Here is a 12,859-nt window from a genome sequence, read left to right as displayed (position 1 = left end):
CGGTTTTAATACGGAAAGCAATTATCATTGCGAACACAGCCTTTTTTTATTTTCAAAAACCATTTTCTACTAAATGGAATCGTTTATAATGTTGTTGGGAGGGATTCATATGAGAGTCCATATTAATCAGCTATCTGAAGGATGCATTCTTTCAAAAGACGTATTTTCCATATCGCCCAAACCTTTAATGCGAAGACAAACAATCTTAGATCAAGATCTTCTGCAAATACTGCGGGCTTTTTTAATAGATGAAGTTGATGTAGAGCCATACCTTGAAAATGGAAATGCTATTAAACCTGAAGGGGAAAACAAGATGCTTCTCTCAGTGAAAAAACAGCAGAAATAAAACAAAGCAATGATTTTGAGGGGTTGTATAGAAACGCCGTACTAGCCTTTAAGCAGTTGTATCTTGACTGGCAATCCGGCGCATTGGTTGATATCTCGAAAATCAGAAATTTATTAATTCCTGCTGCAGAGCAGGGACTGAAAGAGCCCCATGAAATATTTAAAACATACAATTATATAAAAGATGAAGACCATCTTTACCATCATTCAGTATCTGCAGCCTTAGTATGCGCTTATTTGGGAAAGGGTATGGGCTTTTCTTATGGCGATACGATACAGGTCGCTATGTCGGGTCTTCTCTGTGACTGCGGCATGACAAAAATAGAACAAGGCTTTCTGACTAAAAAGACAGCTCTCACTGACAAAGAGTTTAAAGAAATAAAGCAGCATCCTGTTTACAGCTGCAAAATGCTTAAAAATATCGTTTCTTTGAAAGAGGCTGTTAAGCTGGGAGTGCTGCAGCATCATGAACGGCTTGACGGGAGCGGGTACCCTCTGGGAGCGAAGGCTGATCAGCTTCATGTCTTCGGCAAAATATCGGCTCTTGCTCATGCGTATCAGGCAATGGTCTCCGATAGGCCGCATAGAAGCAAACAATCTCCTTTTAAAGTTCTAGAACAGCTCATGCAAGATGAGTTTGGTAAATTTGATCTGACAGCATTGAACGAATTGAAGAAAGGTCTACTAAAACTAAGTTCAGGCACAAATGTCAGATTGTCAGACGGCAGAATAGCAGAGATCGTTTTTATAGAAGATCAATATCCGACCAGACCTCTTATAAAGATAGAAGAAACGGAGGAAATTCTTGCGCTGAAAGAACAAAGACACCTATTTATTAAAGAAATCATTTAAGAGCAAACTTTTTGCTCTTTTCTTATTGCATATTTTAATAGATGCTGATATACTTCTATAAGTCAGTAACAAATCATCTACGTAAAGCAGTTAACGAAAATTATTTCTCAAAAAAATGATTGACATTAACCTAGTAGAAATGGTATATTAAAGGGGTCGCTTCGAGAGAGTGCGACACAATAAGTTCTTTGAAAACTAAACAAAACCAAAAGCGTACCAAACGTTTTAAATTTTTAAGTCAGCAACAAATTGAGTCACAAATTTTCTTCGGAGAGTTTGATCCTGGCTCAGGACGAACGCTGGCGGCGTGCCTAATACATGCAAGTCGAGCGGACCTCTTAGGAGGTCAGCGGCGGACGGGTGAGTAACACGTGGGCAACCTGCCTGTAAGACTGGGATAACTCCGGGAAACCGGAGCTAATACCGGATAGTATCTTGAACCGCATGGTTCAAGTTGGAAAGACGGTTTCGGCTGTCACTTACAGATGGGCCCGCGGCGCATTAGCTAGTTGGTGAGGTAATGGCTCACCAAGGCAACGATGCGTAGCCGACCTGAGAGGGTGATCGGCCACACTGGGACTGAGACACGGCCCAGACTCCTACGGGAGGCAGCAGTAGGGAATCTTCCGCAATGGACGAAAGTCTGACGGAGCAACGCCGCGTGAGTGATGAAGGTTTTCGGATCGTAAAACTCTGTTGTTAGGGAAGAACAAGTGCGAGAGTAACTGCTCGCACCTTGACGGTACCTAACCAGAAAGCCACGGCTAACTACGTGCCAGCAGCCGCGGTAATACGTAGGTGGCAAGCGTTGTCCGGAATTATTGGGCGTAAAGCGCGCGCAGGCGGTTTCTTAAGTCTGATGTGAAAGCCCCCGGCTCAACCGGGGAGGGTCATTGGAAACTGGGAAACTTGAGTGCAGAAGAGGAGAGTGGAATTCCACGTGTAGCGGTGAAATGCGTAGAGATGTGGAGGAACACCAGTGGCGAAGGCGACTCTCTGGTCTGTAACTGACGCTGAGGCGCGAAAGCGTGGGGAGCGAACAGGATTAGATACCCTGGTAGTCCACGCCGTAAACGATGAGTGCTAAGTGTTAGAGGGTTTCCGCCCTTTAGTGCTGCAGCTAACGCATTAAGCACTCCGCCTGGGGAGTACGGTCGCAAGACTGAAACTCAAAGGAATTGACGGGGGCCCGCACAAGCGGTGGAGCATGTGGTTTAATTCGAAGCAACGCGAAGAACCTTACCAGGTCTTGACATCCTTTGCCACTTCTAGAGATAGAAGGTTCCCCTTCGGGGGACAAAGTGACAGGTGGTGCATGGTTGTCGTCAGCTCGTGTCGTGAGATGTTGGGTTAAGTCCCGCAACGAGCGCAACCCTTGATCTTAGTTGCCAGCATTCAGTTGGGCACTCTAAGGTGACTGCCGGTGACAAACCGGAGGAAGGTGGGGATGACGTCAAATCATCATGCCCCTTATGACCTGGGCTACACACGTGCTACAATGGATGGTACAAAGGGCTGCGAGACCGCGAGGTTTAGCCAATCCCATAAAACCATTCTCAGTTCGGATTGCAGGCTGCAACTCGCCTGCATGAAGCTGGAATCGCTAGTAATCGCGGATCAGCATGCCGCGGTGAATACGTTCCCGGGCCTTGTACACACCGCCCGTCACACCACGAGAGTTTGCAACACCCGAAGTCGGTGGGGTAACCGTAAGGAGCCAGCCGCCTAAGGTGGGGTAGATGATTGGGGTGAAGTCGTAACAAGGTAGCCGTATCGGAAGGTGCGGCTGGATCACCTCCTTTCTAAGGATATATGAGGACGCTTTTGGTTTTTGTTTAGTTTTGAGAGAACTTTGTTCCCTCTAAGTGAATAGCAGTTTACTTTAGAAGTAAGCGAAGAATCATTTGCGCGTACTTTTTTGTACGTCACAAACATTCTTTTATTCATACTTATGAGATGGGCCTATAGCTCAGCTGGTTAGAGCGCACGCCTGATAAGCGTGAGGTCGATGGTTCGAGTCCATTTAGGCCCACCATCTCTTAAATTCATATGGGGCCTTAGCTCAGCTGGGAGAGCGCCTGCCTTGCACGCAGGAGGTCAGCGGTTCGATCCCGCTAGGCTCCACCAAGAAGTTGTTCTTTGAAAACTGGATAACGTAATTGATAACAAGTAATTCACTGAGATTTACGCTTACCATAATTAGTGATTTTCTAGACATTTATGTCTAAACAAACAACGAAATGCGAAACGCATCTGATGGTGCGATTGACCATTTAGGTTAAGTTATGAAGGGCGCACGGTGGATGCCTTGGCACTAGGAGCCGATGAAGGACGGGACTAACACCGATATGCTTTGGGGAGCTGTAAGTAAGCTTTGATCCAGAGATTTCCGAATGGGGAAACCCACTGTTCGTAATGGAACAGTATCTTTATCTGAATACATAGGATAATGAAGGCAGACCCGGGGAACTGAAACATCTAAGTACCCGGAGGAAGAGAAAGCAAACGCGATTTCCCAAGTAGCGGCGAGCGAAACGGAATTAGCCCAAACCAAGAGGCTTGCCTCTTGGGGTTGTAGGACACTCTATACGGAGTTACAAAGGAACGGGGTAGATGAAGTGACCTGGAAAGGTCCGTCAGAGAAGGTAATAACCCTGTAGTCGAAACTTCGTTCCCTCCAGAGTGGATCCTGAGTACGGCGGGACACGAGAAATCCCGTCGGAAGCAGGGAGGACCATCTCCCAAGGCTAAATACTCCCTAGTGACCGATAGTGAACCAGTACCGTGAGGGAAAGGTGAAAAGCACCCCGGAAGGGGAGTGAAAAGATCCTGAAACCGTGTGCTTACAAGTAGTCAGAGCCCGTTAATGGGTGATGGCGTGCCTTTTGTAGAATGAACCGGCGAGTTACGATCCCGTGCAAGGTTAAGTTGATGAGACGGAGCCGCAGCGAAAGCGAGTCTGAATAGGGCGTTTTAGTACGTGGTCGTAGACCCGAAACCAGGTGATCTACCCATGTCCAGGGTGAAGTTCAGGTAACACTGAATGGAGGCCCGAACCCACGCACGTTGAAAAGTGCGGGGATGAGGTGTGGGTAGCGGAGAAATTCCAATCGAACCTGGAGATAGCTGGTTCTCTCCGAAATAGCTTTAGGGCTAGCCTCAAGTATGAGAGTCTTGGAGGTAGAGCACTGATTGGACTAGGGGCCCTCATCGGGTTACCGAATTCAGTCAAACTCCGAATGCCAAAGACTTGCTCCTTGGGAGTCAGACTGCGAGTGATAAGATCCGTAGTCAAGAGGGAAACAGCCCAGACCACCAGCTAAGGTCCCAAAGTATACGTTAAGTGGAAAAGGATGTGGAGTTGCTTAGACAACCAGGATGTTGGCTTAGAAGCAGCCACCATTTAAAGAGTGCGTAATAGCTCACTGGTCGAGTGACTCTGCGCCGAAAATGTACCGGGGCTAAACGTATCACCGAAGCTGTGGACTGTTCTTACGAACAGTGGTAGGAGAGCGTTCTAAGGGCGTTGAAGCTAGACCGTAAGGACTGGTGGAGCGCTTAGAAGTGAGAATGCCGGTATGAGTAGCGAAAGAGGGGTGAGAATCCCCTCCACCGAATGCCTAAGGTTTCCTGAGGAAGGCTCGTCCGCTCAGGGTTAGTCGGGACCTAAGCCGAGGCCGAAAGGCGTAGGCGATGGACAACAGGTTGATATTCCTGTACCACCTCCTCACCATTTGAGCAATGGGGGGACGCAGGAGGATAGGGCAAGCGCGCTGTTGGATATGCGCGTCCAAGCAGTTAGGCTGAGAAGTAGGCAAATCCGCTTCTCATATAAGGCTGAGCTGTGATGGCGAGGGAAATTTAGTACCGAAGTTCCTGATTCCACACTGCCAAGAAAAGCCTCTAGCGAGGTGAGAGGTGCCCGTACCGCAAACCGACACAGGTAGGCGAGGAGAGAATCCTAAGGTGAGCGAGAGAACTCTCGTTAAGGAACTCGGCAAAATGACCCCGTAACTTCGGGAGAAGGGGTGCTTTTTAGGGTTCATAGCCCTGAAAAGCCGCAGTGAATAGGCCCAGGCGACTGTTTAGCAAAAACACAGGTCTCTGCGAAGCCGCAAGGCGAAGTATAGGGGCTGACGCCTGCCCGGTGCTGGAAGGTTAAGAGGAGAGGTTAGCGCAAGCGAAGCTTTGAATTGAAGCCCCAGTAAACGGCGGCCGTAACTATAACGGTCCTAAGGTAGCGAAATTCCTTGTCGGGTAAGTTCCGACCCGCACGAAAGGCGTAACGATCTGGGCACTGTCTCAACGAGAGACTCGGTGAAATTATAGTACCTGTGAAGATGCAGGTTACCCGCGACAGGACGGAAAGACCCCGTGGAGCTTTACTGTAGCCTGATATTGAATTTTGGTACAGCTTGTACAGGATAGGTAGGAGCCTTGGAAGCCGGAGCGCCAGCTTCGGTGGAGGCATTGGTGGGATACTACCCTTGCTGTATTGAAATTCTAACCCACAGCCCTGATCGGGCTGGGAGACAGTGTCAGGTGGGCAGTTTGACTGGGGCGGTCGCCTCCTAAAATGTAACGGAGGCGCCCAAAGGTTCCCTCAGAATGGTTGGAAATCATTCGCAGAGTGTAAAGGCACAAGGGAGCTTGACTGCGAGACCTACAAGTCGAGCAGGGACGAAAGTCGGGCTTAGTGATCCGGTGGTTCCGCATGGAAGGGCCATCGCTCAACGGATAAAAGCTACCCCGGGGATAACAGGCTTATCTCCCCCAAGAGTCCACATCGACGGGGAGGTTTGGCACCTCGATGTCGGCTCATCGCATCCTGGGGCTGTAGTCGGTCCCAAGGGTTGGGCTGTTCGCCCATTAAAGCGGTACGCGAGCTGGGTTCAGAACGTCGTGAGACAGTTCGGTCCCTATCCGTCGTGGGCGCAGGAAATTTGAGAGGAGCTGTCCTTAGTACGAGAGGACCGGGATGGACGCACCGCTGGTGTACCAGTTGTCTTGCCAAAGGCATCGCTGGGTAGCTATGTGCGGAAGGGATAAGTGCTGAAAGCATCTAAGCATGAAGCCCCCCTCAAGATGAGATTTCCCATCACGCAAGTGAGTAAGAACCCTGAAAGATGATCAGGTTGATAGGTCTGAGGTGGAAGCGCGGTGACGTGTGGAGCTGACAGATACTAATCGTTCGAGGACTTAACCACAGTCTAATATGTGTAAATGTAAGTGAATCTTGTTATCAAACGTTATTTAGTTTTGAAAGAATAACATTCTTTCTAATCAATTGCATATTGTCTGGTGATGATGGCAAAGAGGTCACACCCGTTCCCATGCCGAACACGGAAGTTAAGCTCTTTAGCGCCGATGGTAGTTGGGGGTTTCCCCCTGTGAGAGTAGGACGTTGCCAGGCACGCATAAAAAAGAACAGCAGAGATGCTGTTCTTTTTTTGTGTATGTAAAAGATAAAATGGCAAAGGACAGTTAAAGGGTGGCGGTTGGGGGACTGCACCGATTAGAAGGAATTGGCTGCACGGGAATAAACCGTGCAGAGCGCGCATAAATGAAAAAGTGCTCCCCTGTCCGCATAATGACTTTTTTAACCTGCCCTTGGCATCCAATAATGCGCTGGACTATTCCTTTCCCCACAATTCATTCAAAAATGTCAGTGCATACTGAGGTATTTTTTCTTTCGTCACTTCAAGAAAACGAACGATGAATACGTAATCATCCTGTGAATGGCTTAGCATTAGTTCGTACCACCATTCAGTTTCATATCTTGAGATCATGCTTAAATTGTACAGCAATAAGTAATGAGCCATGAATTCAGGCAATCCGGCTAGATCATTCATTGATGCAGGCAAGGTGTATTCGCCGGTTTGCCCATTGTACAGAAATGGAAGACTGTAAAAAGCGCTGAAGCGATCAGGCGGATAGCAAGTAATGATGTTTTCGGAATGACTTCCTCTGCTAAGCTGAAAATGATAATCGAGGTATTCAAGCAGCCTTTCCGGTGTCATGTGATAAGAGGCTGCAGCTTCAACTGGAATATGCAGCTGCTTGTTTTCATATGTGGTTCTAAAATGAACATTTTTTTGTTTATGCCTAGAAAATAAATCACTTAATTCTGGAATTCTTTTTAAAAGTTCCTGCATGGTGTATTTATCATTTTCTACATGTTCCAGCTTAAATAAATGGAAAGCTGTGTGAGCAAATAAACCATTTCTTTGGATCTTTACTTCATCCTGCAAAAAGCGATAATGCTGTTTTTTTCGCTTTCTTGTTGATACGCCATGTGCAAGGACAGAGGAAGTGGCTGGGTATTCTGGATCTGCTGTGAGAATGCAGGCTTTCATAAGCTGAGACATTCCGTAAAACAGGAGCATTGGCAGTACGGGAAGGGCAGCGCATGCTGATGAAAGATAAAAGTTTTCTGCATGCTTCAGATGGTAAACGAAAGGATAGCTGTTTTGATAGGATAATTCCGCAGGTGCTGTTTGCTGATTTTTTTTATAACTTTTTTCCAGAAACTTTTGGACCGTTTCCGTTGATTGATATGATTTTAACTGGTTCCAGACGCTTGTTTTCATCATCCTGCAGCTCCCCTTTCTTTTTTCGGAATTTTTAAACTCTTTTGCCTGTTCTTGACAGTGGGTTGGCTAGTTGTTAATCTACTAATAATATTTTGCCGTTAAGAGGGGGATTTAATGATGTGGGAAAGTAAATTTTTAAAAGAAGGCTTAACGTTTGATGATGTATTGCTTGTACCGGCTAAGTCGGAGGTTCTTCCAAGAGACGTAAATTTAAGTGTGAATTTAACACCAACATTAAAGCTGAATGTCCCAATCATTAGTGCTGGTATGGATACTGTTACTGAAGCACAGCTTGCAATTGCAATGGCAAGACAAGGCGGAATGGGCATTATTCATAAGAATATGTCGATTGAACAGCAAGCAGAGCAGGTTGATAAGGTAAAACGTTCTGAAAGAGGCGTTATTACTAATCCATTCTTTTTAACTCCAGATCATCAAGTTTTTGATGCAGAGCATTTGATGGGAAAATACCGCATTTCCGGTGTTCCTGTTGTAAATAATGTGGATGAACAGAAGCTTGTAGGCATTATCACGAATCGTGACATGAGATTTATTCAAGACTTCTCGATCAAGATCTCTGACGTTATGACAAAAGAAAACTTAGTAACGGCAGACGTCGGAACAACTCTTAAAGAAGCAGAAAGCGTTTTGCAAAAACATAAAATTGAAAAGCTTCCACTGGTTGATGACCAGGGTGTTTTAAAAGGATTAATTACAATTAAAGATATCGAAAAAGTAATCGAGTTTCCGCATTCAGCAAAAGACGAGCATGGACGTTTGCTTGTCGGTGCTGCAGTAGGTGTTACTTCAGACACGATGCTTCGCGTGAAAAAACTGGTTGAGGCTAACGTTGATGCAATCGTGCTGGATACAGCTCATGGCCATTCAAAAGGCGTTATCGAAATGGTAAGAACCATTAGAAATGAATATCCTGATCTGAATATTATTGCAGGAAATGTTGCAACAGCAGACGCTACAAGAGAGCTTGCAGAAGCTGGAGCGAATGTTGTAAAGGTAGGCATCGGACCTGGTTCTATTTGTACAACCCGTGTTGTTGCAGGTGTAGGGGTACCTCAAATAACAGCTGTATATGATTGTGCGACTGAAGCACGCAAGCTTGGCATTACTATTATCGCAGATGGCGGAATTAAATATTCAGGCGATATCGTAAAAGCATTAGCATCAGGCGGACACGCAGTTATGCTGGGCAGTCTCCTGGCTGGTACTTCGGAAAGCCCCGGCGAAACGGAAATTTACCAGGGAAGACGCTTTAAGGTCTACCGCGGTATGGGTTCTGTCGGAGCAATGGAAAAAGGAAGCAAAGACCGTTACTTCCAGGAAGATAACAAAAAATTTGTTCCTGAAGGTATTGAAGGAAGAACTCCTTATAAAGGACCTCTTTCAGATACGATCTATCAGCTGGTTGGCGGTATCCGTTCCGGTATGGGATATTGCGGAACAGCAAACTTGGAAGAGCTGCGAGAAAATACACAGTTTGTCCGCATGACGGGTGCAGGTCTTCGCGAAAGTCATCCTCATGATGTTCAAATTACAAAAGAATCACCGAACTATTCGCTTTAATAAGTGTTTCTAGGTCGATTTACCTGAAATGTAATACAATGTTCAATCTTTAGGACAGAGTCTCAGACTCTGTCTATTTTTTTTGATCATAGTGTGATAAAATCGACTTTGTTGTTTGTAACTCAGGTCAATAATTGAATATAAAAATAGATAAAAAACGGTGGAGGTTATGAATTTGAGCAACATGAAGTTAAAGCGTTTGCTGTCCATTCTGTTTGCTGCTGTTCTGGCGATAACAGTTGTTTTGCCGGCATCACAGACATCTGCGGCAGAAAATGATGCAGTTGGAGTTAATGCAAAAGGTGCAATTTTAGTAGAAGCGTCTACAGGTAAAATTTTATACGGGAAAAATGCAGACGACCTGCTGCCGATTGCAAGTATGGCTAAAATCATGACAGAATACTTGGTTCTTGAAGCAGTTGACAAAGGAAAAATCAAATGGGATCAAACTTACACTCCAAGTGAGTATGTATATAAAATTTCCCAAAACCGCGGACTTTCCAACGTTCCATTACGAAAAGACGGTACATACAATGTGAAAGAGCTTTATGAAGCGATGAGCATTTATTCTGCAAACGGAGCAGCTATTGCATTAGCTGAAATCATTTCAGGATCTGAGTCTAATTTCGTACAATTAATGAATGAAAAAGCAAAAGAGATTGGTCTTAAAAACTTCGAATTTGTGAACTCCACAGGTTTAGAAAATGGAGATCTTGCAGGAATGCATCCGGATGGAACGACAGCAGATGCTGAAAATAAAATGTCAGCGCGGGATATGGCGCTGCTTTCTCAAAAATTAATTAACGACTACCCAGAAGTTTTGGAAACAGCAAGTACTCCGAGAAAAGTATTCAGAGAAGGCACAGAAGATGCAATCAAGATGGATAACTGGAACTGGATGCTTGAAGGCCTATTATTTGAAACAGAAGGTGTAGATGGTTTAAAAACAGGTTCAACTAAATCAGCAGGTTCCTCTTTTACAGCAACTGCTGAACGAAATGGCATGAGAGTCATAACAGTAGTATTAAACGCAGCAAGTGATGACGGCAGCCTGCACACTCCTCGTTTTAAAGAAACGAAAAAAATGATTGATTATGCATATAACAATTTCAAGATGGAAGAAGTCTATCCTGAAAACTATCAAATCAAAAACAAATCTGACCTCTCTGTTGTGAAAGGGAAAGAAAAAGAAGTAGCAGTAGCAACAAAAGAACCGCTTAATCTTGTTGTTAAAAATGGTGAAAAAGAATCATATAAGCCAAGCTACGTTTTTGACCAAAAGAAGGTTAATGCTGACAATGTAGTACAGGCCCCTGTCAAAAAAGGCGAGAAAATCGGCTATATGACAGTTAAGTACACAGGTAAAGGCCAAGATCTTGGCTTCTTAGAAGAAAAAAGCGACGCCAATGTTGATATCGTAACAAAAAGCGGTGTTGAAAAAGCCAATTGGTTTGTATTATCCATGAGAGGTATCGGCGGATTCTTCGGAAGTCTTTGGGGAACAGTGACTGACACTGTCACTGGCTGGTTTTAATTGAAAAAAGACTTACTCGAGATGAGTAAGTCTTTTTATATAAATGGATATATTAGGAATTGGATAGATGGATCTGCTTTTCTTTGATTGAATTGTTTTAATTATCTCTTTAATTTTGATAGGATTTTTTTATAACTTAGGATAGAATAAGTTATATGTGCAAAATGAAATTTTACATATTATAAGGGGGATATAGAATGAATAACACAGGTACAGATCGTGTAAAACGCGGAATGGCAGAAATGCAAAAAGGCGGCGTCATTATGGACGTAGTCAATGCAGAGCAAGCAAAGATCGCTGAGGAAGCTGGAGCAGTTGCTGTTATGGCGCTTGAGCGCGTTCCTGCTGATATTCGTGCAGCAGGCGGAGTTGCCCGTATGGCAGATCCTACAATTGTTGAAGAAGTGATGAAGGCTGTAACGGTTCCAGTTATGGCAAAAGCACGTATTGGCCACATTGTTGAAGCTCGCATTTTAGAAGCGATGGGTGTCGATTACATTGATGAGAGTGAAGTGCTGACTCCTGCTGATGAGGAGTACCACTTAAATAAGCGTGATTATACAGTTCCATTTGTTTGCGGATGCCGTGATTTAGGCGAAGCTACTAGACGTATTGCAGAGGGCGCTTCTATGCTCCGCACAAAAGGCGAGCCTGGAACAGGAAATATCGTTGAGGCTGTCCGCCACATGCGTAAAGTAAATGGACAAGTGCGCAGAATCATTGGAATGAGCACGGATGAACTGATGACAGAAGCGAAGCTGTTAGGCGCGCCTTATGAGCTTCTTCTTCAAATCAAGCATGAGGGCCGCCTTCCGGTTGTAAACTTCGCAGCAGGCGGAGTAGCAACTCCGGCAGATGCTGCGCTAATGATGCAATTAGGCGCAGACGGTGTATTCGTAGGTTCAGGTATCTTCAAGTCTGAAAACCCGGCAAAATTTGCTCGTGCAATTGTTGAAGCAACAACTCACTATCAGGACTATGAGCTGATTGCAAGTCTTTCAAAGGGACTTGGAACAGCAATGAAAGGCATTGAGATCTCAACATTGCTTCCTGAGAACAGAATGCAAGAGCGCGGCTGGTAATCATAAAGGAGTAGAATACAATGCTTAAAATAGGTGTATTAGGCCTTCAAGGTGCTGTAAGAGAGCACATTCGATCAATAGAGGCAAGCGGTGCAGAAGGAGTCGTTGTGAAACGTCCTGAGCAGCTGGATGAACTGGACGGACTTATTATGCCAGGCGGAGAAAGCACGACAATGCGCCGCCTGATTGATAAATATGACTTCATGAATCCGCTGAAGGCTTTCGCTGAACAGGGAAAGCCAATGTTTGGAACCTGTGCCGGATTAATTCTTCTTGCTAAGAACATTGTGGGATACAGTGAAGGACATCTTGGCTTAATGGATATTACGGTAGAGAGAAATTCATTTGGGCGTCAGCGCGAAAGCTTTGAAGCAGAATTGAACATTACGGATGTTGCTGAAGATTTCGTTGGTGTGTTTATCAGGGCTCCTCATATTGTGGAAGTTGGAGAAGATGTGGAGATTCTGTCTAAGCATAACGGGAGAATTGTTGCAGCACGTCAAGGACAGTTCCTGGGCTGCTCATTTCATCCTGAATTAACGGATGATCACCGGATGACTGGGCTGTTTGTACGTATGGCGGAAAACGCAAAAGCAAAGTTAAGTGTATAAAACCCTTGCAACCATCCCAAACTTGTAGTAAATTATGAATTACTTAATTGAACATGAGAAACATGATGACAGGAAATAGTAGCAAGTGTATCTTTCTTAGAGAGCCGGTGGCTGGTGAAAATCGGTGTTAGAGCCTTGTGAATCCATCCTTGAATGAGATGTTGAAATCCTCGGAGAGTATACATGTCCGGTACAGGCCGTTATCCTGCTTAAGAGGAAGGCGTTTTATTTGCCTTCAATTAGGGTGGCAACGCGGATATA

7 protein-coding genes, 2 tRNA genes, 3 rRNA genes and 1 other annotated feature (1 of these 13 running past the window's edge) are annotated in these 12,859 nt (G+C 45.1%); of the genes, 11 read left to right on the top strand and 1 reads right to left on the bottom strand.

Annotation, left to right across the window (positions count from 1 at the left end; all coding sequences use genetic code 11):
* Positions 1–109: 109 nt before the first annotated feature.
* The 7 genes from QFZ72_RS02010 (at position 110) to rrf (ending at position 6,610) form a co-directional block, all read left to right on the top strand.
* Entirely contained in the window at positions 110–346 is a 237-nt protein-coding gene (locus tag QFZ72_RS02010; protein ID WP_307428758.1) for a hypothetical protein, read from the top strand.
* 23 nt (positions 347–369) lie between these two features.
* On the top strand, positions 370–1,197 hold the full coding sequence (locus tag QFZ72_RS02005; RefSeq protein ID WP_307428756.1) for an HD-GYP domain-containing protein: 828 nt from the start codon (positions 370–372) through the stop codon (positions 1,195–1,197).
* A 264-nt stretch (positions 1,198–1,461) separates the two neighbouring features.
* A 16S ribosomal RNA gene (locus QFZ72_RS02000) occupies positions 1,462–2,999 on the top strand.
* Positions 3,000–3,155: 156 nt separating this feature from the next.
* A tRNA-Ile gene (locus QFZ72_RS01995) sits at positions 3,156–3,232 on the top strand.
* Between the two features lie 16 nt (positions 3,233–3,248).
* A tRNA-Ala gene (locus QFZ72_RS01990) sits at positions 3,249–3,324 on the top strand.
* A gap of 149 nt (positions 3,325–3,473) precedes the next feature.
* Positions 3,474–6,404 (top strand): 23S ribosomal RNA (locus QFZ72_RS01985).
* Between the two features lie 90 nt (positions 6,405–6,494).
* Positions 6,495–6,610: ribosomal RNA gene (gene rrf, locus QFZ72_RS01980) — 5S ribosomal RNA — on the top strand.
* The 16S, 23S and 5S rRNA genes sit together here with 2 tRNA genes alongside, the layout of an rRNA operon.
* 220 nt (positions 6,611–6,830) lie before the next feature.
* Here the strand turns inward: rrf and QFZ72_RS01975 are convergent.
* Positions 6,831–7,790, bottom strand: coding sequence for a YaaC family protein (locus tag QFZ72_RS01975; protein ID WP_307428753.1), 960 nt, complete (start codon positions 7,788–7,790; stop codon positions 6,831–6,833).
* A gap of 117 nt (positions 7,791–7,907) precedes the next feature.
* Here QFZ72_RS01975 and guaB point away from each other — a divergent pair, with 117 nt between their 5' ends.
* The 4 genes from guaB to pdxT all read left to right on the top strand — a co-directional run bounded on the left by guaB (position 7,908) and on the right by pdxT (position 12,598).
* On the top strand, positions 7,908–9,371 hold the full coding sequence (gene guaB, locus QFZ72_RS01970) for an IMP dehydrogenase (RefSeq protein ID WP_307428751.1): 1,464 nt from the start codon (positions 7,908–7,910) through the stop codon (positions 9,369–9,371).
* A 175-nt stretch (positions 9,372–9,546) separates the two neighbouring features.
* Positions 9,547–10,905 carry a D-alanyl-D-alanine carboxypeptidase family protein gene (locus QFZ72_RS01965; RefSeq protein WP_373464394.1) on the top strand — a complete coding sequence of 453 codons (1,359 nt, stop codon included), beginning with the start codon at positions 9,547–9,549 and terminating at the stop codon, positions 10,903–10,905.
* Between the two features lie 197 nt (positions 10,906–11,102).
* Complete coding sequence (gene pdxS, locus QFZ72_RS01960) at positions 11,103–11,987, top strand: pyridoxal 5'-phosphate synthase lyase subunit PdxS (RefSeq protein ID WP_223438848.1); 885 nt, start codon at positions 11,103–11,105, stop codon at positions 11,985–11,987.
* Positions 11,988–12,007: 20 nt separating this feature from the next.
* A complete protein-coding gene (gene pdxT / locus QFZ72_RS01955; RefSeq protein WP_307428745.1) occupies positions 12,008–12,598 on the top strand; it encodes a pyridoxal 5'-phosphate synthase glutaminase subunit PdxT in 591 nt (196 codons plus the stop codon).
* 56 nt (positions 12,599–12,654) lie between these two features.
* Positions 12,655–12,859 (top strand) — a binding site (T-box leader); it runs 15 nt beyond the window's last position.

Origin of the sequence: Bacillus sp. V2I10 (assembly GCF_030817055.1) — a bacterium.
GTDB lineage: Bacteria > Bacillota > Bacilli > Bacillales > Bacillaceae > Bacillus_P.
This window is presented reverse-complemented; position numbering and strand designations above follow the sequence as displayed.

Bases quoted from the DNA above. Each gene is read 5' to 3' on its own strand.
- QFZ72_RS01975 (WP_307428753.1), bottom strand. From the start codon at position 7,790: ATGATGAAAACAAGCGTCTGGAACCAGTTAAAATCATATCAATCAACG.
- pdxS (WP_223438848.1), top strand. From the start codon at position 11,103: ATGAATAACACAGGTACAGATCGTGTAAAACGCGGAATGGCAGAAATG.
- guaB (WP_307428751.1), top strand. From the start codon at position 7,908: ATGTGGGAAAGTAAATTTTTAAAAGAAGGCTTAACGTTTGATGATGTA.
- QFZ72_RS02010 (WP_307428758.1), top strand. From the start codon at position 110: ATGAGAGTCCATATTAATCAGCTATCTGAAGGATGCATTCTTTCAAAA.
- pdxT (WP_307428745.1), top strand. From the start codon at position 12,008: ATGCTTAAAATAGGTGTATTAGGCCTTCAAGGTGCTGTAAGAGAGCAC.